Below are 24,574 nucleotides of genomic sequence, written 5' to 3' on the forward strand. Positions count from 1 at the left end.
CAAGCCGCGGGGCCTTTGCTTCAGGTGCGGACGAGAGGGAATGTGGGCTGCCCGACCATCGAGGATGCGAGCGCTAAAGCGCCACAGGTTGCAGAGATTCTTCAGCGCCAGCTACCTCAGCTGCCGCCGCAACGCCTCGAAGAACAGCTCCGACTGCAAGCGCTCGGATTGCACCTGCGCCGCCACCTTGCCGGCCAGCACGGGATCCACCGGCGCCAGCGGCCGCCCCGTCGATTGCGCGAGCACCTGCGCCTGGCATGCGCGCTCCAGAAAGAACAGATCGTCGTAGGCGTAGTCCAGCCGCTCGCCGCATACGACCACACCATGATTGGCCAGAAACACGATATCCGCACCCTGCATCGCGCGCGCGATGCGTTCGCCTTCGCTGATATCCAGCGCCAGTCCGTTGTAGTCGCGGTCGATCGCGAGCCTGCCGTGAAAGCGCATGGCGTTCTGCGACAGCGTGGTGTCCAGCGCCCGGTCCGAGGTCAGCGTCAATGCCGTCGCATGGGGCATGTGGGTATGCAGCACACAGGTCTTGCCGGCAATGCGATGGATGGCTGCATGAATGAACATCGCGGTCGGCTCCACGGTATGCCGACCCGCCAGCTTGTTGCCCTGGGCATCGATGAGCACGATGTCCTCGGCCTGGACCTCGTGCCACATCAGCCCGCGCGGATTGAGCAGGAAGAGGTCCGAGTCGCCTGGCAAGGCCACGCTGAAATGGTTGCAGACGCCTTCGCCCAGGCCATGTGCCGCGGCCGCTCTCAAGGCCAGCGCCAGGTCGGCGCGCAGCGCGTGGACGGACTCTGACTGAAACAGCGCTTCTGTGAACTTGGAATCGTGGTTCATGACGGCCTTTACAGATAAGAGGAAAGCGCTGGTCAGACCCAGCCCGCTTGGCGGAACAGGCCGATGACCTGGTCCAGGGTGGATACGGTAGCGTCGGGACGGTAGTCAGGCAAGGGTTGGCGTCCAGTGCCTCGGTCGATCCAGACACAGCGAAAGCCGATGTCGCGCGCGGCGGCATGATCGAGATGGGGGCTGGCGCAGATATGCACGACCTCGTCGGGCGTGACGCCCAGGCTGGCGTGTGCGTGGGCGAAGATCTGGCGCGAGGGTTTGTAGGCGCCAGCTTGTTCGGCGGTGATGACGCGGTCGATGTGGCCGCCCATCTGCGCGACATTGCCCGCGATGATGGCGTCGTCGGTATTCGAGATGATGCAGAGGCGGAAGCCGGCCTGCTTGAGCGCGGCCAGCGTGCCAGGCACTTCGGGGAATGGCGGCATGGCCGAGATGCCCCCGATCAGCGTATCGGCGTCCTCCGGGTGATGGGCCATGCCCAGCTCGCGCATCGTCAGGCGCAGTGATTCCCGCGTGATGTCGGCGAAGCGCCGGTGCGGCGGCGTGCGTTCGAGCCGATGTTCGTGACCATCGTAGACGCGCAGGAAATGTTCCGGCGACGGCAGCGGGCCGCCCTGCGCGGAGCGACCCAGGATGCGGGCAACGGCGGCCTGCAGGCCTTCATCCCATTGGATCAGGGTGCCATAGCAATCGAAGGTCAGCCATTGAGGCCGGGGAAGATGGGTGAGCGGCATGGAGAGTCCTCATGTTTGCGGATAAGGCTGCGGGCAGGCGCGAAGCCCCTGGCCAGCGTAGTGCCGCGCTTGTGAGTTGTAAAATTAATAAATAGACTGAAGTCAGTTATTTATTGGATATCCATACGCCATGCTTGATCTGGAATTGCTCAGGACGCTTGTGTGCGTGGTCGACGAAGGCAGCTTCACGCGCGCCGCCAGCCGCGTGCATCGAACCCAGTCCACGGTCAGCCAGCAGGTGCGCAAGCTGGAGCAGACCGTTGGCAAGACCCTGCTGCTGCGCGACCGGACAGGCAGCAACGTGTCCGCCACCGAGGACGGCGAACTGATGCTGGCGTATGCGCGCCGCCTGCTGGCGATCGCGGACGAGGCGCAGCAAGTACTGTCGGCGCCGCGCGCGGCGCGGGTGCTGCGGCTGGGTATCCCGGAGGACTTCGACGTCGCGCGCCTGACCGTGCTGCTGGCGAAGTTCAGCGCCCGTCATCCGGACCTGCGCCTGGAAACCGTCAGCGGCATGAGCGCGGGCTTGCGCGAGCGCCTGGCGGCGGGCGAGCTGGAGCTGACGTTGATCAAACGCGAACCGGGCGATGGTCCTTGCCTGGCGGCATGGCCCGAGGCCCTGGTATGGGTGGGAGAGCCGAGCGTCGTCCGCGAGGCGGCGTCCGTGCCGCTGGTGCTGTTTCCGCAGGGCTGCATCTATCGCAAGCGGATGATCTACGCGCTGGAAAGCGCCGGGCGCGCCTGGCACGCGGCGTACCACAGCCATAGCCTGGCTGGCGTGCAGGCGGCCGTGGCGGCGGGATTGGGCGTCAGCCTGTTGCCGGCCTACGCGCGCCTGCCGGGCCAGGCAGTGCTGGGAAGGAAGGAGGGTTTCGAGGCCGCGCCGGCGACCGAATTGGCCATCGTGGGTGAGCATCGCGGCTTGTCCATGGCGCATCGGGATCTGATTGGCGCCCTGGAGCAGGCCATTGGTGGCCAGGATGCGGCTTGATGCCGCCAGTGACTTGGCGCGGTGTCAGGCCGGGATACCGAGCGGGAAGGGAGCCCACGCGCCACATGTACATGCCCACGGTCGCCGCGACGCGCAACGGCGATGGGCGTCCGGCAAATCCCGCGTGATGCCGGACTGACCGATTCAGTCCACGTCGCCGTCGACGTAGAACCACTGACCCTGCTCACGCACGAAGCGGCTGAGCTCATGCATGCGGTGCGCGCGGCCTGCCTGGCGGCTGCGCGCGACGAATTCCACGGTTGCGTGATCGGCGTCTTGCGCCTGCGCGCGCTTGATCGTCAGTCCCAGCCATTTGAGATCGGCCGGATTGGGCTCCAGCGCCGTGGGGCGCGTGTCGGGATGCCAGGTCGCGAGCAGATAGTCCAGTCGATCCAGCACGAAGGCGCTGTAGCGCGAACGCATCAGGGCTTCGGCGTCGGGCGCTTGCAGGAACTGCGGGCCGGCGTGCCAGCGGCCGCAGCATTCGGCATAGCGCTTGCCGCTCTCACAGGGACAGGGTTGCGCGGCGGCGTCGGCTTTGCGAGTCACGTGAGTAAGGGCGCTCAGGCCAGCAGGTCGTTGTATTCGGGGTGGCGCCGCATGTACACCGCCGCGTAGGAGCACAGCGGGCGCACGCGCCAGCCCTGCGCGCGCGCCGTCTCCAGCGCATGGCGGGTCAGCTCGGCGGCAATGCCGCGCCCGCCGACTTCGGGCGGAACGCCGGTGTGCACGATGGACATGATGCCGTCCTGCAACTGATAGTCGAGCACGCACGGCACGCCGTCCACGATCGCGGTGAAGCGTGAATGCCCGGCGTCGTGCGTAACGGAAATCGGGAGCGTCGTCATGGGCGGAAAATCCTGTGATGTTCGAGAAGGGCGGCGGATCATGCCAGGATACCAGCCCGCCGGCGCGACTCGCGCGGCGGGTCCTGGCTTCTCGGTCCGCCGGCCGCTCAGCGGCGCAGCGTCTTCAGCAGGGCCGTGAGATCCGCGTCGCGCGCTGCTGCCAGCTCGGAGATGCTGCGCCCGCCTGCTTCGGCATTGACGCCTGCGATCAGCCGCTGGCGCAGCTCAGGCGTGACCTCGGGCGCGCCCAGGTCGTCCCACCAGGTCTGCACCGGTCCCAGCAGATGGTCCATGAAATGGCCCAATCCGCCCGCGCCGCCGCCCAGGTTGAAAGTCATGTGCGGGCCGAACAGCGCCCAGCGCAGGCCGGGTCCTTGAGAGACGGCGGCATCGATATCCGCCACGCTGGCGACGTTCTCGGCCGCCAGATGGATGGCCTCGCGCCAGACCGCTGCTTGCAGACGGTTGGCGATGTGGCCCGGCACTTCCTTGTTCAGGCGGATCGGGTACTTGCCCAGCTCGCGATAGAAGGCGATGGCGCGTTCGATCGTTTCTTCGGAGGTCTGCTTGCCGCCCACCACTTCGACCAGCGGGATCAGGTGCGGGGGATTGAACGGATGGCCGATCACGAAGCGCTCGGGCCGCGCGCAGCCGGACTGCAGGCGGCTCATGATCAGGCCGGAAGAGCTGGACGCGACAATGGCATGCGCCGGCAGCGCGGCGTCCATGCGTGCGAACAGCGCGGTCTTGAAGTCTTCGCGTTCCGGCGCGTTTTCCTGCACGAAGTCCGCGTTCTTCAGGGCGGCCTCCAGGTCGGGCTCGAAGCGCAGCGCGTCGGGATTGGCGCTGGCGGCCACGCGACCCAGCTCGGTCAGCACCGGCCAGGCGGCGCGCACCCGTTCGCGGGTCAGCGGCTCGGCGTCGGGGGCGGGGTCGCTGACCACCACTTCCAGGCCATGCGCCAGGAACAGCGCGGCCCAACTCGCGCCGATGGTGCCGGCGCCGACGATGGCGACACGACGGATGGCGGGATGCGTGGACGGATGCTGCATGGAAAGACTCCTGGTCGGTTGTGTAACGCCTGCATTGTGAAGCAAAGCGGGGACCGTTGCCATGACGCGGCGCAGACGGCAAGATACGTCCGGCCCAACCTATGCCAGGAGAGAAGATGGACAGCATCCAGGACGGACCCCATGCCCGCGCGGCGTCGAACGCAGGCGCCGCCGTGCCCTATTTCTGCCAATGGGAATCCGCCCATCTGGCCGGGGCCATCATCCGGCGCGAACTGGATCTGAAGGACGATCCGGCCTGGGCCGGCTCTGGCGCGGCCGACGTCGACGAGTACGCGCGCTGGGCCAGCCATGTCTGCGGCATGGCCTGCCTGAAGATGGTGCTGGCGGCGCGCACCGGACGCGTCCATCCCACGCTGGCGCTTGCGCGAGGCAGCCTGCCCTATGGCGCCTATACGGTGGACGGCGACGACATCAAGGGCATGATCTATGCGCCCTTCGTGCGCTATGTGGAAGAGGTACACGGCCTGCGCGCGCGCGTGCATGTGGACCTTGCAACGGCCGCGCTGCCGGCCTTGCTGGACGAGGCGGAGTTCTTCATGGCGTCGGTACATCCGTCGATCCGCAGGCCCGACCAGCCGCCGCCGAAGAAAGGCGGACACCTGGTGCTGGTGACGCGCGCCAGCGCGGACGAGATCGTGTTCCACAATCCATCAGGCGAGCCAGCGGTCGACGGCCGGCCCGGCACACAGGTGGACGCGCGCGTGGCCCTCGCCGTGTTCGACCGCCATTTCGCCGGGCGCGGCGTGGCCATCCTGCGCGGCTGAGGATGGTCGCGCGCCGCGTCAGCGATTGCGCGCGCGGCCCAGATAGCGGGCGGCCAGCAGGCCGGCGCACAGGTAGCTGGCCGCGATGACGCCGTAGGCCAGGGGCAGGCTGTCGTTCCAGTCGGGCGCCAGGTGCAGGATGGTGCCCATCAGCGCCACGCCCACCAGCGTGCCGGACTGGCGATTGGCGTTCAGCGCGGCCGCGCCGCTGTTGGCATGGGCGGTGCCCGATACCTGCATGACCAGGCTGGTCATGGCGGGCACCACAAGGCCCAGGCCCAGGTTGGCGCCGGTCGCCAGCAGCGCGAAGCACCAGTAAGGCATGCCGGGCGACATCGCGACGATGCTGGCCGCGCTCAGTACCGTGGCGATGGACAGGCCGCCCAGCAGCGCGGCCGACACATTCCAGCGCGCCGCGATGCGGCCCGAGGCCAGGTTGCCGATCGAGAATATCGCCAGCATCGGCACCATCTGGATGCCGGTCTGCAACGCGTCCGCGCCGCGCGCCTGCTGCAGGAACAGGCTGATCAGGAACAGCTGGCCGTAGCCGCCCAGGTTGACCAGGAACCCCACGCCGTTCGCGGCCGCGAAGCGCGGCGTTTCGAACAGCGCGCGCGGCAGGATGGGATCGGCGTGGCGCCGCTCGCGCCGCACCAGCAGGATCGCCGCCGCCAGCGCCAGCGCGATGGCCGTCGCGATACGGGGAGAGGACCAGCCATAGGCATTGCCTTCGATCAGCGCGTAGCTGGCGGTCGCCAGCGCGGCCATGCCGAGCAGGTGGCTGGACGCGTTGAGCGCGCGCGGACGTCGCGGCGCCTGCTGGATGCGGCGGCTGGCCAGCCAAAGACCCGCCAGCCCCAACGGCAGATTGATGAGAAAGATGCCGCGCCAGCCGAACTGATGGATCAGCACGCCGCCCAGCAAGGGGCCCGACGCACCGGCCACGGCCACGATGGCGGACCAGGCGCCCAGCATGCGGTTGCGGGTGCGTTCTTCCGTGTAGGCGTGCGTCAACAGGCTGAGCGAACTGGGCATGAACAGCGCCGCGCCCACGCCCTGCAGCATGCGGGCGGCGATCAGCGCGGGGCCGTCCGGCGCCATGCCGCATAGCAGCGAGGCCAGCGTGAACACGGCCAGTCCCGCCTGGTAGATGGTCTTGGCGCCGTAGCGGTCGGCCAGCGCGCCGGCCGCGAGCAGCAGCGCCGCGAAGGCGAGGGTATAGGCGTCGGCGATCCAGACCAGGTCGGTCAGCGGGACGCCGAACTGCGCGGCGATGCCGGGCAGGGCGACGTTGACCACGGTGACATCGAGCATGGCCATGACGAAGCCGATGGCCAGCGTGGCCAGCGGCATGAGACTGGCGGTCGCGGCGGGTGCGATGGGCACAGGGGCTTGAGTGCAGGCGGTGTTCATGGGGCATTGCGTTTCTTGAGGCCGGGGATGCCACTGTAGGCGCTGCGGGGAATGCAAAAAAGCCGTATAAATGCGTCTCCAGGATGCAAATTTGCATCAAAGACGGAGGCACTGAATCCGGGGAGCGGCATGGATTGGGACAATGCGCGGGTATTCCTCGCGATCTATCGCAACGGCACGCTGCGCGGCGCGGCCGCGTTGTTGCAGATCGACCAGGCCACCGCGGGCCGACGTCTGGCCGCGCTGGAACGGTCGCTGGACGCGCGCCTGTTCCTGCGCACGCCGGCCGGCTACGTGCCGACCGGCGCCGGGGAGCTGGCTTTCGCGGCCGCCGAGCGCATGGAGCAGGCGGCCGACCAGCTGCAGCGCCAGATGCAGGGGCTGGATCATCGCCTGTCCGGCGTGGTGCGCGTGGCGTCCTCGGAGGCCATCGGCAGCTACTTCGTGATGGAGGCGGTCAAGCGCCTGCATGCGCGGCACCCGGACATCACGATATCGCTGTCGACCTCTATCAAGCTGAGCAACCTGACGCGGCGCGAGGCGGACCTGGCGATCCGCAACGTCCGGCCCGACAGTCCCGACCTGATCCATCGCCACCTCGCGCGCAAGGACACCGGGCTGTATGCCGCGCCGTCCTATCTGCGCCAGCGCGGCGAGCCCAGGCCGGGCACGGCCTTCGCGGGCCACGCGCTGGTGACCTATCAGCAGTCGGTGTTGCCGGGGTGGTCCGACGTCTTCTGCGGCGAACCCACCGGCAACGGCCGCGTCGCCATCGAACTGAACTCGGCCATGATGATCATCGATGCCGTGAGGGCCGGGCTGGGAATCGGCGAATTGCCCGTGCACATGGCGGCGCGCCATCCGGAACTGGTCCGCATCTGGCCGCAGCGCGCAGGCTCCTATGACCTGTGGCTGGTGATGCACGGCGACCTGAACCGGACCGCGCGGGTGCGCGCCGTGGCCGATGCCATCGTCGAGGTGTTCGAGGAGGAATAGGCGCATGTCGCGCGTGGGCGTCGCCTATGGCTCCTGCATGGCATCGCTCATGACATGGCTTGTCGCCTCGCCCATGGCACCGCTTGTGGCCGCGCGCAAGCAGCGCTAAGGTTGACGGTCCCGTCTTGTCCGATGATCCCATCTACCAGGAGTCGCGCGTGTCCGAACTTTGGCGTCTGTCCGCCGCTGAGCTTGCCAGCCTGATCCGCAAACGTGAAGTGTCCGCCGTGCAGGCCGCGCAAAGCGCGCTGGCGCGGCTCGATGCCGTCAACCCTCGCATCAACGCCGTGGTCGATCATCGACCCGAGGACGCGCTGGCGCAGGCCGCCGCCGTGGACCAGCGGCTGGCGCGTGGCGAAGACCCCGGCCCGCTGGCCGGCGTGCCGGTCACGGTGAAGGTCAACGTGGACCAGGCCGGCTATGCCACCACCAATGGCGTGACGCTGCAGAAGGACGTGATCGCCAAGGCCAACAATCCGGTCGTCGACAACCTGCTGCGCGCCGGCGCGGTGGTGCTCGGTCGCACCAACACGCCGGCGTTTTCGCTGCGCTGGTTCACCAGCAACCAGCTGCACGGCGATACGCGCAATCCGCGCAATGCCGCGCTCACGCCCGGCGGCTCGTCGGGCGGCGCCGCCGCGGCCGTGGCGGCCGGCATCGGTCATATCGCGCACGGCACCGACATCGCCGGCTCGATCCGCTATCCGGCCTACGCTTGCGGCGTGCATGGCCTGCGGCCCACGCTGGGCCGCGTGGCGGCCTTCAACGCGGCCTTGCCGGAGCGCTCGCTGGGCGGGCAGATCACCGCCGTGTCCGGTCCCTTGGCGCGCAGCATCGCCGACTTGCGCCTGGGGTTGGCCGCGATGGCCGCGCCTGATCCGCGCGATCCCTGGTGGGCGCCCGCGCCGCTGGAGGGGCCGGCCGCGCCCAAGCGCGTGGCGCTGTGTTTCCATCCCGATGGCCTGGAGACCGAGCCCGCGGTGGTCAAGGCGCTGCAGGACGCGGCCCGGCGCCTGGGCGAGGCTGGCTGGCGCGTCGATACGCTGGACGCGATACCGCCGTTGAAGGAAGCCGCAGACCTGCAGATCCGCATGTGGCTGGCCGATGGCTACGACGCCATGGTCGAGGCCGCGCGCAAGGAAGGCGACCGGGGCGCCCAGGTCGCGCTGGCCGGGCAGCGCGAACGCGCCGCCGGCATGGACCTGGCCAGGTACTCCGCGCTGCTCACGCGGCGCGCCACGCTGACGCGGCAGTGGGAACTGTTCTTCGCCGAGTACCCGGTGCTGCTCTTGCCGGTGTCGGCCGAGCTGCCCTTCCCGGACCAGCTCGACCTGGCCGGCGACGAAGCCTATGCGCGCGTCTGGCGCGCGCAGATGCCGCAGATCGGCGTGCCGTTCATGGGCTTGCCGGCCCTGTCCGTGGCCATGGGCAGCGTGCCGGGCGCGAAGGGGACGATCCCGGTGGGCGTGCAGCTCATGGCGGGCCGTTACCGCGAGGACCTGTGCCTGGCCGCGGGCGAGGCGATCGAGGCGGCGGGACAGCCGATCGACATCGCCGAACCCCAAGCCTGAGGTCGGCGTCGAAGCCGGACGCGGATGTTGCAGCCAGCCCCGGGGGCCGATCCAACGGGGATTCCGCGCCGGACATCAAACTGCTGGCGGGCGCGCGGCGCGCCTCAACCCGCCCGGGATGGCGCGCCAGGCAGGCCGGCGCCGGCCTGCCACTCGTGGCGCAACAGTCCCATGATGCCGGTATCCCACCGCTGCTCGCCAACCCGCGTCGAGGCGCGGCGCACGCCTTCGAGCTTGAACCCCAGCGCTTCATAGGTGCGCAGGGCGGGCTGGTTGAACATGTAGACGTTCAGCTCCAGCCGCTCGATGCCCGGCGCGCTGAACGCTTCCTGGATCATCAGCGCCGTCAGGGGGCGGGCCAGTCCCTGGCCGCGCATGGAGGGCGCGACGGCGACGCGGCCCAGGCGCGCGTTGCCGTCATGCCATTCATAGGCCAGCTGCGCATGCCCGACCGGCGCGCCATCGCGGCAAACCATCCAGCAGCGGCGCGCGGGCGGCGTGGCCCGGCCTTCGGCCAGCATGGTTTCAACGTGCAGCGGCGTGAGCGGATAGGAGAGCTGCGAGCCGCCCCATTGGACGACATCGGCAAGGCTGGAAAACCAGCGGGCAAGAAGGGAATGGTCTTGTGCCGCGAGCGGGCGCAGGGTCAGCATGGTGGCGTGGGGCGCGTATGCGCCAGGTGACGCCGCGCGCGGCATGCGCGCGGACTGGCGTCCCAGTATAGGCGGGGACAGGCCGCGCCGTTCAGCCGCGCGCTTCGAAGCGCAGGCGCAGCACGCCCAGGTCGCCGTAGGCGATCTCGAGATCGCGGCCCGCCGGCACGTCCAGGAAGCCGGCATACGAGCCGGTGATGACATGCTGGCCGGCGCGCAGGCCGGTGCCTTGTTCGCGCAGGAAGTTCGCCAGCCAATACAGGCCGGCCTTGGGCCGGCCGTTGGGATGGATGCCCGCGTGCTGCTCGGCATCCTGGCCGTCCACGGACAGCGTGATGGCCATGCTGGCGGGCGCGTCGTCGGCGGACGCGATGCGCGGCCCCAGCACCAGGCCCTGGTTGAACATGTGGTCGGCCAGCAGCTCGGGCAGGCTGGCGTGTTCGGGCAGCGCGTAGCGGCACCCCAGCACTTCCAGCGCCAGCCGGGCGCCGCCGACTGCGGCATCGATCTCGGCTTCGCTGTAGGGCTGTTCGCGCGCGGGCAGGTCGCGCGCCAGTTCGAAGGCGATCTCGGGTTCGACGCGCACGACGGCCCCATGCGAGGGCACCGGCGAGGTGGCGCTGAAATGGACGGTGGATGTGTAGATAGGCGCGACCACGGATTTTTCGGGCGTGGGCAGCGCGCTCTTCCAGGCGGCGATGTCGTCGCGTCGCGTTTCGCGCAGCAGGCGGGCGGTGCTGCGCTGCACGGCGAAGGCCTGGCCCTGCGTCTGCGGCCGGCAATCGGCGGGCAGGCGCGGGCCGGGCACGCCGGCGTCGCGGGCGGCGATCAGGAAACGGGCGGCGTCGATGCTGCCGGGATACTCTTCGATCTGGATTCGCATGGCGTCACATTCCCAGGAACAGCATGGTCCACAGGGCGATCATGGCGATCAGCCCGAGCCAGCAGGCGCCCCAGAAGCCCACCACCGGCCACTTGAGCGACAGCGGCACCTGCTTCGGATCCACGTGGGCCAGCAGGCGGTTGGCGTTGCCGACGAGCCAGAAGCGCGTGCCGGGGAACATCAGCCGGAAGAAATAATCGAGCATGATTGCCGCCTGGATGGCCAGCGGATACTGGTTGAAGGCCCGGTGCTCCAGGTAGGGATGCTTGAATCGGGCGTTGATCTGCCTGGCCTTGAAGAAGAACAGCACGATGCCGCTGATCGAGCAGGTGACGAAGCACAGCACGAACAGGCTGAAGGCCATGGCCAGCGCGGGGGTATGCATGAAGAAAATCCCGGGGTTGCGCGGCGCGGACACCGCGATGAATGTCTGTCGTGAGGTGCGGCGTCAGCCGCGCAGCTGGCCTTCGCCGTTGAGCACCCATTTCAGCGTGGTCAGGCCTTCCAGGCCGACCGGGCCGCGCGCGTGCAGGCGGTTGGTCGAAATGCCGATCTCGGCGCCCAGGCCGTATTCGAAGCCATCGGCGAAGCAGGTGGGCAGGTTCACGTAGACCGAGCTGGAATCGACCTCGCGCTGGAAGCGCTGGGCCGCGGACAGGTCCTCGGTGACGATGGCGTCGGTGTGGCCAGAACCCCAGCGGGCGATGTGCTCGATGGCGTCGTCCAGCGTGTCGACGATGCGCACCGCCAGGACCGGGCCCAGGTACTCGGTGCCCCAGTCTTCTTCGGTGGCGGGCTTGAGCTGCGGCAGCAGCGCCAGCGTGCGCGGGCAGCCGCGCAGCTCGACGCCGCGATCGGCGAAATCCGCCGCCAGGCTGGGCAGGATGGACACGGCCGCCACCGCGTCCACCAGCAGCGTTTCCATGGCGCCGCAGATGCCGTAGCGGTAGGTCTTGGCGTTGATGGCGATGGCGTGGGCCTTGTCGGGATCGGCGGCCGCGTCGATGTAGACGTGGCAGTTGCCGTCCAGGTGCTTGATCAGAGGCACGCGCGCTTCCTGAGCCAGGCGCGCGATCAGGCCCTTGCCGCCGCGCGGCACGATGACGTCGATGTGCTCGGTCATGGTGATCAGCTTGCCGACCGCGGCGCGGTCGGCCGTGGCCACCACTTGCACCGCGTCCTGCGGCAGTCCGGCGGCCGCCAGGCCGGCCTGGACCACGCGGCCCAGCGCGATGTTCGAATGCAGCGCCTCGCTGCCGCCGCGCAGGATGGCGGCGTTGCCGGACTTCAGGCACAGCGCGGCCGCGTCGATGGTCACGTTGGGACGCGATTCGTAGATGATGCCGATCACGCCCAGCGGCACGCGCATCTGCGCGACGCGCATGCCGTTGGGGCGCAGCGAGGTGGCGGTGACGCTGCCGACGGGGTCGGGCAGGGCGGCGATCTGGCGCAGGCCCTCGGCCATCAGCCCCAGCGTCTTGTCGGACAGGGCCAGGCGGTCCAGCAGCGCCGGTTCCAGGCCATTGGCGCGGGCCGCGGCCAGGTCCTTTTCATTGGCGGCCTTGAGTTCGTCGCGGCTGGCGGCCAGCGCGTCGGCCATGGCGTGCAGCGCCCGGTTCTTGGCGGCGCCGTTGGCGCGCATCATGGCGCGCGAGGCGCGGCGGGCGTTCTCGCCCAGGGTGAGCATGGCTTGTTCGATGGAGGACGAGGACATGGCGGCGTCGATCATGAAATAAGGCGGCGCGGGCGCGGCCGGGGGATGGCGTTAGTGTAGCCGGCAGGGGCCGGGCGAAATCGGGGGCAGGGATGGGACAGGCGGCGGCGCCGCCTTTACGGTCGGGCGCCGGCGGCGGCCACGCGCAGCGCGAGCCGCGTCATTTCTTCCCAGGGATCGGACAGGCGTCCGGGCACGGACAGGCCCTTGATGAGCCGGTCGACCTCATGCGCGTGCTGCACGGCGGCCGGCCAGACCGCGGGCTGCACGCGCGACAGCGCCTGCAGCGCCAGGCGCTCGTGGGCGCCGAAGATGCGCAGCCGGCGCATCAGGCCATTGGCGTCCTGGCCCAGCGCGCGGGCCTCGGCGATGCGCGCGAGCAGGCGGATTTCCTCGCCCACCGCCCACAGCACCAGGGGCAGCGCCTCGCCCTCGGCGCGCAGGCCGTCGATCATGCGGATGGTGCGGGAAATATCGCCGGCCAGCATGGCATCGCGCAGGCCGAAGACATCGTAGCGGGCCACGTTCAGCACGGCGCGCTCCACGTCCTCGGCGGCCAGCTGGCCCTCGGGATAGAGCAGGCCCAGCTTCTGGATTTCCTGGTGGGCGGCCAGCAGGTTGCCCTCGACCTTGTCGGCCATCCATTGCAGGGTGGCGTTGTCGGCGCGCTGGTTCTGGCGCGCCAGCCGCATGCCCACCCAGGCGGGCAGCCGTCCGCGCTCGATGCTGGCGATGTCCACCATCATGCCGCCCCGGGCCAGCGCCTGGACCCAGCGGCTTTCGCGCGTGGCCTTGTCCAGCCGGGGCAGGGAAATCAGCACCAGCGTATCGGCATCGGCCTGGCCCTCGGCCTGCTCGGCCAGGCGGGCCAGCGTGTCGGCGCCCGGCTTGCCGGGCTTGCCGGTGGGGATCTTGATTTCCAGGATGCGGCGGTCGCCGAACAGCGACACGCTTTGCGTGGCCGCCAGCACCGAACTCCAGTCGCTGCGGGCGTCCATCACCATGGACTGCCGCTCGGTGTAGCCGGCGCCGCGCGCCGAGGCGCGCAGCGCGTCCACGGCCTCGGTGACCAGCAGCGGTTCGTCGCCGGACACCGTGTACATCGGCGCGAGCCGGTTGCCGGCCCGTTGCAGGTGTTCCGCCAGGCGATCCGCGTCCAGGGGGTGTGCCATGGACGCCTAGCGCGACAGCGGCGCGTCGGTGGTGGACGGCGTCTGCCAGGGAGCGGGAGTGTTGACCGGCTGTACCGCGTTCGGGTCGTACACCGGCGCGTCCACGCCATCCTCGTTGCTACCAGGATTCTCGAACGCCTTGCGCACGTCGGGCGCGGTCATGCGGCGCAGCAGGCGCGACACCAAGTCGCGCTGCATGGCCTTGTACAGCGTCTCGATCTGACCTTGCTTGGCCTGCACGATCTGGTCGTCATACGGCATTTCGCGGTAGATCGACAGCGTGGTGTCCGGGATCAGTGCGTTGCCCTTGGCATCGATCAGGCGGAAGGTGAAGTTGATGCCGAGCTCATACGATTCGACACGGCCCTGGGCGTTGAGCGAGACTTCGCGCAGCGTGCGGGTGTCGCCGACCTGCTGCAGGATGGCCTGTGCTTCCTTGGGCGTGTTGACGAGCTTGGTATCGGGCGAAGCCGCGCGCAGCGAGCGGCGCACGTCGGCGCCGAACTGCGTGGTGTCGGGAATACCCACATACAGCGTTTCGAACGGCATCGGCGTGACGCCGCGCAGCGCGAAGCCGCAGGCGGAGAGCAGCATGAACAGCGCCAGGCAGGCGCCGCGCAGCAGCCAGGATTGGCGGGGGGAGTGCGTGTGTTGCCCGGCGAAGTGCATGCTTGACCTCATCAGCCTACGACGTTGACCAGTTTGCCCGGAACCACGATGACGCGCTTGGGCGGGCGGCCCTCCAGGTAGCGGGCGACCTCTTCCTGTTCGGCCGCGAGCTTCTCGATGTCCTCGCGGGCCGCCTGCGCGGCGACGCGGATCGAGCCGCGCAGCTTGCCGTTGACCTGCAGCATCAGTTCGATCTCGTCGGCGATCAGCGCGGCTTCGTCCACGTGCGGCCAGGGGGCGTCGAGCAGGTCGCCCAGCTCCTTGGCGTAGCCCAGGTCTTGCCACAGATGCCAGGTGACGTGCGGCACCACCGGATACAGCACGCGCAGCAGGACGCCCAGCGTCTCGGCGCGGGCGGCGTCAGCGTGCTGGCCTTCCGGCAGCTTGGCGTCGTCGATGGCGTTCAGCATCTTCATGCAGGCCGACACCACGGTGTTGTACTGGATGCGCTGATAGTCGTAGTCGGCTTGCTTGAGCAGGCCGTAGATCTCGCGGCGCAGATCCTTGACCGGGGCCGGCGCGCCGGCCCAGTCGGCGCCCTGGGCCAGGCCGCGCGCCACGGCTTCGCGCTGCGAGTAGCTGATGGACCACAGGCGGCGCAGGAAGCGGTTCGAGCCTTCCACGCCCGAATCCGACCACTCCAGCGTCTGCTCGGGCGGGCTGGCGAACATGACGAACAGGCGCGCCGTGTCGGCGCCCAGCGTATCGATCAGCGATTGCGGGTCGACGCCGTTGTTCTTCGACTTGGACATGGTGCCCACGCCGCCGTAGGTGATGTCGGAGCCATCCGACTTGAGCTTGGCGCCGGTGATGGCGCCGCGCGCGTCGTAGACGTTCTCGACTTCCTCGGGCCAGAAGTACTCGATGCCGCCCTGGGCGTTCTTGCGCGAGTAGATGTGGTTCAGCACCATGCCCTGGCACAGCAGCTTGGTGAAGGGCTCGTCGAAATTGAGCATGCCCATGTCGCGCATGACCTTGGTCCAGAACCGGGCGTACAGCAGGTGCAGCACCGCGTGCTCGATCCCGCCGATGTACTGGTCCATCGGCATCCAGTAGTCGTTGCGACCGTCCACCATGGCCTGGTCGTTGCCCGGCGAGGTATAGCGCATGAAGTACCAGGACGAGTCCACGAAGGTGTCCATGGTGTCGGTTTCACGGCGCGCCGGCTTGCCGCAGCTGGGGCAGGCGCAGGACAGGAAGGCCTCGTTCTTGGCCAGCGGGTTGCCGCTGCCGTCGGGGATCAGGTCGTCGGGCAGCACCACCGGCAGGTCCTTCTCGGGGACCGGCACCGGGCCGCAATCCGGGCAGTGGATGATGGGGATCGGCGTGCCCCAGTAGCGCTGGCGCGAGATGCCCCAGTCGCGCAGGCGCCAGGTGGTCTGCTTTTCGCCCAGGCCTTGCGCGCCCAGGTCGGCGGCGATGGCGTCCACGGCGTCCTTGTGCGACAGGCCGTCGTACTTGCCGGAATTGATCGTCAGGCCGGACTGCTTGTCGCCGTACCATTCCTGCCAGGCCTGGTCGGAGTATTCCTTGCCGGCCACGGCCACGACCTGGCGGATCGGCAGCTGGTACTTGCGGGCGAAGGCGAAATCGCGCTCGTCATGCGCCGGCACGCCCATGACGGCGCCGTCGCCGTAGGTCATGAGCACGTAGTTGCCGACCCAGACCTCGACCTCGGCGCCCGTGACCGGGTGCGTGACGTACAGGCCGGTGGGCATGCCTTCCTTTTCGCGGGTGGCCATTTCGGCCTCGGTCGTGCCGCCGAGCTTGCATTGCTCGATGAAGGCGGCCAGCTGCGGATTGGCGGCAGCGGCGTGCGTGGCCAGCGGGTGTTCGGGGGCGACCGCGCAGAAGGTGACGCCCATGATGGTGTCGGCGCGGGTCGTGAAGACGTACAGCTTGCCGTCCTGGATCAGCTGGCCGTCGGCGCCGGCGATCTTGTGGGGGAAGGCGAAGCGCAGGCCCTCGGACTTGCCGATCCAGTTTTCCTGCATCAGGCGCACGCGCTCGGGCCAGCCGGGCAGATCGTTCTGCACCGCGCCCAGCAGTTCGTCGGCGTAGTCGGTGATGCGCAGGTAGTAGCCCGGGATCTCGCGCTTTTCAACGGGCGCGCCGGAACGCCAGCCGCGGCCGTCGATGACCTGTTCGTTGGCCAGCACGGTCTGGTCCACCGGGTCCCAGTTGACGACCTGGGTCTTGCGGTAGGCCACGCCCTTTTCGAGCATCTTCAGGAACAGCCACTGGTTCCATTTGTAGTATTGCGGATCGCAGGCGCACATCTCGCGCGACCAGTCGATCGCCAGACCCATCGCCTTCATCTGCTTCTTCATATAGGCGATGTTGTCGTAGGTCCACTTGGCCGGCGGCACCTTGGACTTGATGGCGGCGTTCTCGGCCGGCATGCCGAAGGCGTCCCAGCCCATGGGCATCAGCACGTTGTAGCCGCGCATGCGCAGCTGGCGCGCCATCATGTCGTTGATGGTGTAGTTGCGCACGTGACCCATGTGCAGCTTGCCGCTGGGGTAGGGCAGCATGGAGCAGGCGTAGAACTTGGGCTTTTCGGAGCCGTCGGCGTTCTTCGCGTGTTCGTGGACCAGATAGGCGTCGCGGGCCTGCCAGTCTTGCTGGGCGGCCGCTTCGACGGTAGTGGGAAGGTAACGTTCCTGCATGAGCTCGTGCGCGTTGGCGAAAAAGGGAAGGCCGCCCCGTCCTGGCGGCGCTGGGGCGGCCGGGTTCGGTGGCGGTCAAAACCCCTGATTATAGGAGGTGCTAGGCGCGGATAGGGGACGGGGCGGTTTCCGGCACGCGCGCGCTGGGGGACAGGGTCCCGTAGGCCAGCGTGATCACGCCCAGCGCCGCCCCGGCGGCCACCACGCCGGTCCAGCCGAAATGCGAATAGAGCCAGGACGATACCAGCGAGCCGGACGCGCCGCCAATGAAATAGCTGGTCATGTAGCCGGCCGTCAGGCGGCTGCGGGCTTCCGGCCGCAGCGGATAGATGCAGCTGGTATTGGTGACGTGCACGCCCTGGATGGCCAGGTCCTGCAGCAGGATGCCGGCCAGCAGCGCCAGCGCCGATGCCTGGCCGAAGGCCATCAGGCCCCAGGATCCCAGCAAGAGGAGCAGCCCGGCGCGGGTCGCCAGGTTGGCCAGTCCACGGTCCGCCAGCCGGCCGAAGCGGTTGGCGGCGAAGGCGCCGGCCGCGCCGGCCAGGCCGAACAGGCCGATCGTGGTGGTGTTGTAGGAATAGGGCGGGCTGGACAGCAGGAAGGTCAGCGGCGTCCACAGCATGCTGAACGCGGCGAACAGCAGGGCGCCCAGGATCGAGCGGGCCCGGAACAGCGGCTCCTCGACGAACATGCGCAGGATCGAGCCCAGCAGGCGCGGATAACTCAGTCCCGCCTGGCTCTGGTGGCGCGGCAGCACGCGCCACAGCACGGCGGACATGGCCAGCATCAGCAGGGACGCCACCCAGTACACGGTGCGCCAGCTGCCCAGGTCGGCCAGCACGCCGGCGAAGGTCCGCGCCAGCAGGATGCCCAGCAGCAGGCCGCTCATGACCGTGCCCACCGCCTTGCCGCGCTCATGTGGCAAGGCCAGCGTGGCGGCGAAGGGCACCAGTATCTGGGCGACCACCGACAGCATGCCGGTCAGCGCCGTGCCCAGCATCAGCACCGTGATGTTGGGCGCGAAGGCCGAAACCAGCAGGCTGGCCGAGGACAGCAGCGTCATCAGCACGATCAGGCCGCGCCGCTCGTACATGTCGCCCAGGGGCACCAGCAGCATCAGCCCGGCGGCATAGCTCAGCTGGGCGGTCGTGACGATGCCGCCGGCGGCGGCGTTGGACAGCGAGAACTGCTCGCCGATGGTGTGCAGCAGCGGCTGGGCGTAATAGTTGCTGGCGACGGTCAGGCCGGTGGCCAGGGACATCAGCAGGATCATCGGCGCGGTCAGCGGCGGCGTGTGCGAAGCAGGGGAGGTCATGACGGAGTGCGGCAGGGGAAAAATCGGATCGGTCGCGGGCGGCGGCGCTCAGGCGTCCACGCCGCCGGGCGCTTCCAGGTCGTGGTTGATCAGCAGTTTCTTCAGCAGGCCGGCGAGCTGGCGGCGTTCGGACGCGCCCAGCGGCTCGAGCAGCTGTTCGAGGTTCTTCAGGTAGTCCTTGAGCACGGCGCGGATCGTGCGCAGGCCTTCGGCCGTGAGCGACACGATGGTGCCGCGCCGGTCTTCGGGATTGGGGCTGCGGGCCAGCAGGCCGGCCTGTTCCAGGCGGTCGAGCCGGTTGGTCATGGCGCCCGAGGTCAGCAACAGGGCGGCCACCAGCTTCTGCGGATTCATCGCATGGGGCGGGCCGCAGCGGTACAGCGTGGCCAGTACGTCGAATTCGCCCTGGTTCAGCTGATGCTGGCGGAAGCCGCAGTTGACGTTGCGTGTGGCGAAGGCATTGAGCCGGAACAGACGGGTGATCACCGCCATGGACGAGAAGTCCTGGCCGGGACATTCGGCGGTCCATTGGGACAGCACGAGATCGACGAAATCGGTTTGCGGCATGGTTGGCGAGGCTCCTCGCGGCCAGTCGGGATGGCGGTTCGCGCCGGGCTGGGCCGCGGTTCGGCGGGCGATGGATGATGCGCCCGATTTATCTTGAAGTAAAGTATCTTTATATAAAGATAAATTCTAACAAGCCGGCGGGCTTCATGCAAAATCGCGCCGCGCAAAAGAGAAAGGCCCGCCTCTTGCGAGGCGGGCCTTTCCCGGCTTGACCGGATACTGCGCGGAAATTACTGCGCGGCGTCCTTCAGCTTCTTGAGCGGGCGAACCTTCACCTTCACCGAAGCCGGCTTGGCGGGGAACCAGCGCTCTTCGCCGGTGAACGGATCCTTGCCGAAGCGCTTGGCCTTGGCGGGAACCTTCTGCACGGAGACCTTGAACAGGCCGGGCAGCGTGAATTCGCCGGCGCCCTTCTTGTCCACCGAACCCAGCACCGAGGTTTCCAGGCTGGCCAGGACGGCCTTGACCGACTTGGCTTCAACGCCCGATTGCTCGACCAGATAGGCGATGAGCTGGGTCTTGTTCAGGGCGGCTTTGATGGCCTTGGGGGCGGCAGCGACCTTCTTGGCGGCGACGACCTTCTTCGCTGCGGGCTTCACAGCGGGCTTGGCGGCGGTAGCCTTCTTCGCGGGCGCCTTGGCGGCGGGCTTGGTGACTTTCTTGGCAGGAGCTTTAGCTTTCGTGGCCATGGTCAAAATCCGTATGTTGAGGACTAGAGCAGCGCGAGCCGGGTATCGGCAACGAACGCCACGCGCCCGATGATAGCGGAAGAGTCGCTGTTTATGCGGCTTTCCAAGGGGGTTTCGATCAATCTTTGTTGTTTTCCACGCAGCAAACCTCTTAAAACAAGGGGTCTTGCAAGATGTCGTGACACTTTCCCGGCGTCGCAAGCATCGTGAACGATGGGATGCGACTCACTGAACCAAGCGGCGCGACCATGTTCAAATGCTTGCGCCGCGCGTTGCGCGGGCCCTCACGCAAGCATGCAAGGAAGCAGAGCAGTCTATGTTGTCGATGAATAAGTATGTTCCCCCGCGGCATGATCGGGACGTGAACCCGCAGGCCGGGCGGGGGCGTCTTTCAAGCCTTTTCCAGCGAGGCGGCCGGGGCGTGCAAAAGTTTGCGGTCGCCACGCTGGCCGCCGTGGCCTTCGCGTCCGGCGCCTGGGCGCAGGCGCTGCCGGCGCCCGAACTGTCTGCCAGGGCCTGGCTGCTGCTGGACGAAACCAGCGGCCAGGTGATCGCGTCGCACGCCGCCACCGCGCGCATCGAGCCTGCCTCGCTGACCAAGATCATGACGGCCTATATCGTGTTCGGCGCGCTGCAGGACGGCACGCTGAAGCCGGAGCAGAAGGTGCGCGTGTCCACGCGGGCCTGGAAGGTGCCGGCGGGCAGCTCGAAGATGTTCCTGGAACCCGGCTCGCTGGTCACGGTGGACAATCTGCTGCGCGGGCTGATGGTGCAGTCGGGCAACGACGCCGCCGTCGCGCTGGCCGAAGCGGTGTCCGGCAGCGTGGAAGCCTTCGTCGAGCGCATGAACCAGACCGCCGTGACGCTGGGCCTGCATGGCACGCATTTCGCCAGCCCGCATGGCCTGTCCGATCCGGCCACGTACTCCACCGTCAGCGATCTGTCGGTGCTGGCCACGCGCTTCATCCGTGATTACCCCGAGCTGTACCGGACCTACGATTCGGCCAAGCAGTTCACCTACAACAACATCACCCAGTCCAACCGCAACCGCCTGCTGTGGCTGGATCCCAGCGTGGATGGCCTGAAGACCGGCCATACCGATGCCGCCGGCTACTGCCTGGTGGCCACGGCGCGCCGGCCCAACGGGGCCGACCAGCGCCGCCTGATCACGGTGGTGGTGGGCGTGGAATCGGAAAAGCAGCGCACCAAGGAAAGCCGCGAGTTGCTGGAATGGGGTTTCCAGGGGTTCAATACCGTCAAGCTCTATGCCAAGGGCCAGGCCGTGGCTACGCCCGAGGTCTGGAAAGGCCAGGCAGACAGCCTGAAGGCCGGCTTCGCGCGCGACCTGTATGTGACCGTGCCGGCCGGCGCCAAGGTCGAACCGGTGTGGGCGCCGCGCGAGCCGCTGGTCGCGCCGATCGCGGCGCAGGCGGAGGTCGGCGAATTGCGCGTCATGGTGGACGGCAAGGCGGCGCGGCAGTTCCCGGTGCTGGCGCTGGAGCCCGTCGAGCAGGCCGGATTCGCCGGCCGCGCCTGGGATTCGATCCGCCTGTGGTGGCGTGAAACCACGGGCTGAGCAAAGGAGGCCCGCATGATTGTGAGATCGCCATGGCCGTGAGTTTTCCCGGCGGGCCGGCGCCCGCGCCCGGGCCCGATCAGCCCCTGGCCCTGCTGTCGGCCTGCCATGGCCGCATCGCGCGCCAGTGCGCCACGCTGAGCCGGCTGGCCGGGCATCTGCCCGGGCATGGCAGCGACGCCAGCGCGCAGAGCGCGGCGGCCAGCCTGCTGCGCTATTTCGAGACGGCCGCCGTCCATCACCATGAGGACGAGGAAGAAGACCTGTTCCCCGCGCTGATCGAGGCCATGGCCGGTTCCGACGCGGTCTGCCTGCACGCGTTGGTGCAGGGACTGAAGGCCGACCACCGCCGGCTGGCCGCGCTGTGGGAGCCGCTGCGCGGCGCGCTGGCCGAGATCGCGGCGGGCAGGCCCGCCAGCCTGACGCCCGCGCAGGCGCGGGAGTTCGCCGAGGCCTATGCCGACCATATCCGTCGCGAGGAAGACGAGCTGCTGCCGCTGGCGGCGCGGCTCATCGCCGACGATGTGCTGGCCGATATCGGCCGGGCCATGCGCGCGCGCCGAGGCGGCGGCGCCGCCTGAGCCGCTGCGTCGCCGGGCGCCAGGCGCTACGATGCGGGACAGCCGGCGCGCACCGCGCCGGATCACGGAGGCCATCCGCGCCATGACCGATCCCGTTCCCAGCCGCAACGCCCGTTTCCGCCGCCTGCTGACCGACCCCGTGCTGGCTCACGCCATGTCGGCGCACAACCCGCTGTCGGCTCTGCTGGCCGCCGAGGCCGGCTTCGACGCGGTCTGGGGCAGCGGCTTCGAACTGTCGGCCAGCCACGCGGTGCCGGACGCGAGCATCCTGTCGCCGGCGCAGCACCTGGACATGATGCGGGCCATGGCCGCCGCCACGCCGGCGCCGGTGATCGCCGACATCGACACGGGTTTCGGCAACGCCATCAACGTTGCCTACATGCTGCCGCAGTACGAGGCAGCGGGCGTGTCGGCGGTGGTGATGGAGGACAAGACCTTTCCCAAGGACACCAGCCTGCGCGCCGGCGGACGCCAGGAACTGGCGCGCGTGCCTGAATTCCAGGGCAAGATCGAGGCCGCGCTGGCCGCGCGGCGCGATCCGGACTTCTGTGTCATCGCCCGCTGCGAGGCGCTGATCGCCGGGCTGGGGCAGGCCGAGGCGCTGGCGCGTGCGGCGGCGTATGAAGAAGCGGGCGCCGACGCCATCCTGATCCATTCCAAGCAGACCGCGCCGGACGAGGTGCTGGCTTTCGTCGCCGCCTGGCAGGGCCGCGCGCCGCTGGTGCTGGTGCCCACCGCCTATCCGCAGCTGCGCGAGCGCGATATCCAGGCGCTGGGCAAGGTCGGGCTGGTGATCTATGGCAACCATGCCATCCGCGCGGCCGTGGGCGCCATGCGCGACGTGTTCGCCCGGATCCGGCGCGACGGCGGCGTTCACGAAGTGAATGCCATGTTGCCGACCGTAAGCGATATCATGGCGCTGCAGGGCGATGCCGCCATGCGCGAACTGGAACGCAAGTTCCTGCGCTAGCGCCTTTTGGGCGCCTGCCGGCAGGCCGCAAGACAAGAAAGACCGGGGGAAGCATGGCGTTTCGAGGGCGGGCCTGGCTGGGCCGGCTGTTTGGCGATTGGGTGGCGGATGTCGGTCCGGCCACGCTGCGCGCCGATCTGGCGGCCGGGCTGCTGGGGGCGCTGCTGGTGCTGCCGCAGGGCGTGGCTTTTGCCACGCTGGCGGGCCTGCCGCCGGAGTACGGCCTGTATTCGGCCATCATTCCCTGTGCGGTGGCGGCCCTGGCCGGGTCCAGCCGCCACGTGATGTCGGGGCCGACCAACGCCAATTCGCTGGCGCTGTTCGCCGTGCTGGCGCCTCTTGCCGCGGCCGGCAGTCCTGCATACATCCAGCTGGCGTTGGCCGTGACCGTGCTGGTCGGCCTGATGCAGTGGCTGGTGGGCGCGCTGCGGCTGGGCTCGCTGGCGCATTTCATTTCGCCGTCGGCGCTGTTCGGCTTCACCAGCGGCGCGGCGGTGCTGATCGCCGTGCACGCGCTGAAGGACGCACTGGGCCTGCCCGCCGCCGATGCGCATGGCGCGGGCTCGCTGCTGCTCAACCTGGCCTCCCACGCCGGCCAGGCGCAGGCCGGCTCCATCATCGTGACGCTGGCGACGCTGGGCGCGGCGCTGCTGCTGCGCAGGCTGGACAAGCGCAAGCCCTATATGCTGGCCGGCCTGGCCGCCGGCACGCTGGCGGCTGCTGCCTGGAATGCGTGGGGCGGCGCTGGCGCGCCGGTGCCGGTGCTGGGCGCCATCGCCCAGCCCTGGCCGCCGTTCCATGTGCCCAGCGTGGACTGGCGCGCGCTGCCCGACCTGCTCAGCCTGGCCTTCGCGCTGACCATCGTGGCGCTGGCGCAGTCCATTTCCATCGCCAAGGCCGTGGCGGCGCGCTCGGGCCAGCGCATCGACGCGAACCGCGAATTCATGGGGCAGGGCCTGTCCAACATCGTCGGCGGCTTCTTCTCGTGCTATCTGTCCTGCGGCTCGCTGAACCGCTCCGTGCCCAACTTCGAGGCCGGCGCCAGGACGCCGCTGGCGGCGGTGTTCTCCGCCTTGCTGCTGGTGGCGCTGGTGGCCCTGTCGGCGCCGCTGCTGGCGTTGATCCCGCATGCCGCCATCGCGGGCCTGTTGCTGCTGGTGGCTTGGACGCTGCTGGACGCGCCGCGCTGGCGGCGCTTGCTGGCCACGCAGCGCGGCGAGGCGGCGATCGCGGCGGCGACCATGGCGGCCACCGTGACGATACGGATGGAAGTGGCGATCCTGCTGGGCACGGTGCTGTCGCTGATGGCCTACCTGCACCGCACGTCGCGGCCCGCCATGCGCATCATGGGTTTCGACGGGCGCGGGCTGGACCGCCGCTTCGTCGTGATGGCGCAGCCGCCGCAGCCCGGGGCCCTGCCGGAATGCCCGCAGCTCAAGCTGCTGCGCATGGAGGGCTCGGTGTATTTCGGCGCGGCCGCGCACGTGGCGCAGCGGCTGCACGAACTGCGCGCCGCGCCGGACGCGCCGCGGCATCTGCTGGTCATGGCCAAGAGCATGAACTTCATCGATCTGGCTGGCGCCGAGGTCTGGGAAGACGAACTGACCGCGCGGCGCGCGATGGGCGGCGACCTGTATTTCCACCGGCCCCGCCCCGAGGTCATGGCGATGTGGCGGCGTACCGGATTCCTGCAAAGACTGGGCGAAGACCACATCTTTCCCGACAAGGCGACCGCGCTGCACGCGATCTACGCCAGGCTGGACCGCGCGGTGTGCGCGGGTTGCCAGGCCCGGATCTTCTGGGAGTGTCAGCCGGACAGCCCGCAAGCGGGTGGTTGATGGCGAGAGGCGCGCTGCAGGCGG

24 protein-coding genes are annotated in these 24,574 nt (G+C 68.9%); 8 read left to right on the plus strand and 16 right to left on the minus strand.

Features of this window, described 5'->3' with window-relative positions; all coding sequences use genetic code 11:
* Window positions 1-111: 111 nt before the first annotated feature.
* Window positions 112-852 carry an aldolase gene (locus AC6LJ9_RS22550; protein WP_498149268.1) on the minus strand — a complete coding sequence of 247 codons (741 nt, stop codon included), beginning with the start codon at window positions 850-852 and terminating at the stop codon, window positions 112-114.
* A 32-nt stretch (window positions 853-884) separates the two neighbouring features.
* Window positions 885-1,598, minus strand: a complete 714-nt coding sequence (locus tag AC6LJ9_RS22555) for a haloacid dehalogenase type II (RefSeq protein WP_498149269.1) — start codon at window positions 1,596-1,598, stop codon at window positions 885-887.
* A gap of 130 nt (window positions 1,599-1,728) precedes the next feature.
* Between AC6LJ9_RS22555 and AC6LJ9_RS22560 the strand changes: the two genes are divergently transcribed.
* Complete coding sequence (locus AC6LJ9_RS22560) at window positions 1,729-2,589, plus strand: LysR substrate-binding domain-containing protein (protein ID WP_498149270.1); 861 nt, start codon at window positions 1,729-1,731, stop codon at window positions 2,587-2,589.
* 144 nt (window positions 2,590-2,733) lie between these two features.
* Here AC6LJ9_RS22560 and AC6LJ9_RS22565 read toward each other — a convergent pair whose 3' ends face one another.
* The 3 genes from AC6LJ9_RS22565 to AC6LJ9_RS22575 form a co-directional block, all read right to left on the minus strand.
* Window positions 2,734-3,138, minus strand: a complete 405-nt coding sequence (locus tag AC6LJ9_RS22565) for a YchJ family protein (RefSeq protein ID WP_498149271.1) — start codon at window positions 3,136-3,138, stop codon at window positions 2,734-2,736.
* A gap of 14 nt (window positions 3,139-3,152) precedes the next feature.
* A complete protein-coding gene (locus AC6LJ9_RS22570; RefSeq protein ID WP_212321463.1) occupies window positions 3,153-3,437 on the minus strand; it encodes a GNAT family N-acetyltransferase in 285 nt (94 codons plus the stop codon).
* 107 nt (window positions 3,438-3,544) lie between these two features.
* Window positions 3,545-4,489 carry a 3-hydroxyacyl-CoA dehydrogenase NAD-binding domain-containing protein gene (locus tag AC6LJ9_RS22575; protein ID WP_498149272.1) on the minus strand — a complete coding sequence of 315 codons (945 nt, stop codon included), beginning with the start codon at window positions 4,487-4,489 and terminating at the stop codon, window positions 3,545-3,547.
* Between the two features lie 116 nt (window positions 4,490-4,605).
* On the opposite strand from AC6LJ9_RS22575, the gene AC6LJ9_RS22580 reads away from it, so the two are divergent.
* Window positions 4,606-5,274 carry a hypothetical protein gene (locus AC6LJ9_RS22580; protein ID WP_498149273.1) on the plus strand — a complete coding sequence of 223 codons (669 nt, stop codon included), beginning with the start codon at window positions 4,606-4,608 and terminating at the stop codon, window positions 5,272-5,274.
* An 18-nt stretch (window positions 5,275-5,292) separates the two neighbouring features.
* Here the strand turns inward: AC6LJ9_RS22580 and AC6LJ9_RS22585 are convergent, their stop codons facing one another.
* On the minus strand, window positions 5,293-6,687 hold the full coding sequence (locus AC6LJ9_RS22585) for an MFS transporter (RefSeq protein WP_498149274.1): 1,395 nt from the start codon (window positions 6,685-6,687) through the stop codon (window positions 5,293-5,295).
* A 129-nt stretch (window positions 6,688-6,816) separates the two neighbouring features.
* Here AC6LJ9_RS22585 and AC6LJ9_RS22590 point away from each other — a divergent pair, with 129 nt between their 5' ends.
* Together AC6LJ9_RS22590 and AC6LJ9_RS22595 are read left to right on the plus strand one after the other, a co-directional pair.
* Entirely contained in the window at window positions 6,817-7,683 is an 867-nt protein-coding gene (locus tag AC6LJ9_RS22590) for a LysR family transcriptional regulator (RefSeq protein WP_212321470.1), read from the plus strand.
* A 158-nt stretch (window positions 7,684-7,841) separates the two neighbouring features.
* Window positions 7,842-9,254: an amidase family protein gene (locus AC6LJ9_RS22595; RefSeq protein WP_498149275.1), complete on the plus strand. Its 1,413-nt coding sequence runs from the start codon at window positions 7,842-7,844 to the stop codon at window positions 9,252-9,254.
* A gap of 104 nt (window positions 9,255-9,358) precedes the next feature.
* On the opposite strand, the gene AC6LJ9_RS22600 is transcribed toward AC6LJ9_RS22595, so the two are convergent.
* The 10 genes from AC6LJ9_RS22600 to AC6LJ9_RS22645 all read right to left on the minus strand — a co-directional run bounded on the left by AC6LJ9_RS22600 (window position 9,359) and on the right by AC6LJ9_RS22645 (window position 19,585).
* Window positions 9,359-9,907, minus strand: a complete 549-nt coding sequence (locus AC6LJ9_RS22600) for a GNAT family N-acetyltransferase (protein ID WP_498149276.1) — start codon at window positions 9,905-9,907, stop codon at window positions 9,359-9,361.
* A gap of 91 nt (window positions 9,908-9,998) precedes the next feature.
* Entirely contained in the window at window positions 9,999-10,790 is a 792-nt protein-coding gene (locus tag AC6LJ9_RS22605; RefSeq protein ID WP_498149277.1) for a 2-keto-4-pentenoate hydratase, read from the minus strand.
* Between the two features lie 4 nt (window positions 10,791-10,794).
* The gene (locus AC6LJ9_RS22610) at window positions 10,795-11,175 is read right to left on the minus strand and encodes a hypothetical protein (protein WP_498149278.1); all 381 of its coding nucleotides are present in this window, start codon (window positions 11,173-11,175) and stop codon (window positions 10,795-10,797) included.
* A 63-nt stretch (window positions 11,176-11,238) separates the two neighbouring features.
* Entirely contained in the window at window positions 11,239-12,519 is a 1,281-nt protein-coding gene (locus AC6LJ9_RS22615; protein WP_498149279.1) for a glutamate-5-semialdehyde dehydrogenase, read from the minus strand.
* Window positions 12,520-12,620: 101 nt separating this feature from the next.
* Window positions 12,621-13,676: a DNA polymerase III subunit delta gene (holA, locus tag AC6LJ9_RS22620; protein WP_498149280.1), complete on the minus strand. Its 1,056-nt coding sequence runs from the start codon at window positions 13,674-13,676 to the stop codon at window positions 12,621-12,623.
* Between the two features lie 6 nt (window positions 13,677-13,682).
* Window positions 13,683-14,345: an LPS-assembly lipoprotein LptE gene (locus AC6LJ9_RS22625; protein WP_498149281.1), complete on the minus strand. Its 663-nt coding sequence runs from the start codon at window positions 14,343-14,345 to the stop codon at window positions 13,683-13,685.
* A gap of 11 nt (window positions 14,346-14,356) precedes the next feature.
* Window positions 14,357-17,014, minus strand: coding sequence for a leucine--tRNA ligase (gene leuS / locus AC6LJ9_RS22630; RefSeq protein WP_498149282.1), 2,658 nt, complete (start codon window positions 17,012-17,014; stop codon window positions 14,357-14,359).
* A gap of 100 nt (window positions 17,015-17,114) precedes the next feature.
* Window positions 17,115-18,329 carry an MFS transporter gene (locus AC6LJ9_RS22635; RefSeq protein WP_498149283.1) on the minus strand — a complete coding sequence of 405 codons (1,215 nt, stop codon included), beginning with the start codon at window positions 18,327-18,329 and terminating at the stop codon, window positions 17,115-17,117.
* 48 nt (window positions 18,330-18,377) lie between these two features.
* A complete protein-coding gene (locus tag AC6LJ9_RS22640; RefSeq protein ID WP_498149284.1) occupies window positions 18,378-18,896 on the minus strand; it encodes a MarR family winged helix-turn-helix transcriptional regulator in 519 nt (172 codons plus the stop codon).
* Between the two features lie 230 nt (window positions 18,897-19,126).
* Window positions 19,127-19,585, minus strand: a complete 459-nt coding sequence (locus AC6LJ9_RS22645; RefSeq protein WP_103273655.1) for an HU family DNA-binding protein — start codon at window positions 19,583-19,585, stop codon at window positions 19,127-19,129.
* Window positions 19,586-20,006: 421 nt separating this feature from the next.
* Between AC6LJ9_RS22645 and AC6LJ9_RS22650 the strand changes: the two genes are divergently transcribed.
* The 4 genes from AC6LJ9_RS22650 (at window position 20,007) to AC6LJ9_RS22665 (ending at window position 24,550) form a co-directional block, all read left to right on the plus strand.
* Window positions 20,007-21,161, plus strand: a complete 1,155-nt coding sequence (locus AC6LJ9_RS22650) for a D-alanyl-D-alanine carboxypeptidase family protein (RefSeq protein ID WP_498149285.1) — start codon at window positions 20,007-20,009, stop codon at window positions 21,159-21,161.
* Window positions 21,162-21,193: 32 nt separating this feature from the next.
* Window positions 21,194-21,742, plus strand: a complete 549-nt coding sequence (locus AC6LJ9_RS22655; RefSeq protein ID WP_498149286.1) for a hemerythrin domain-containing protein — start codon at window positions 21,194-21,196, stop codon at window positions 21,740-21,742.
* A gap of 82 nt (window positions 21,743-21,824) precedes the next feature.
* Complete coding sequence (locus tag AC6LJ9_RS22660; protein ID WP_498149287.1) at window positions 21,825-22,712, plus strand: phosphonopyruvate hydrolase; 888 nt, start codon at window positions 21,825-21,827, stop codon at window positions 22,710-22,712.
* Window positions 22,713-22,765: 53 nt separating this feature from the next.
* A complete protein-coding gene (locus AC6LJ9_RS22665) occupies window positions 22,766-24,550 on the plus strand; it encodes a SulP family inorganic anion transporter (protein ID WP_498149288.1) in 1,785 nt (594 codons plus the stop codon).
* Window positions 24,551-24,574 lie beyond the last annotated feature (24 nt).

The organism is Achromobacter sp. 1011811831 (genome assembly GCF_059760905.1).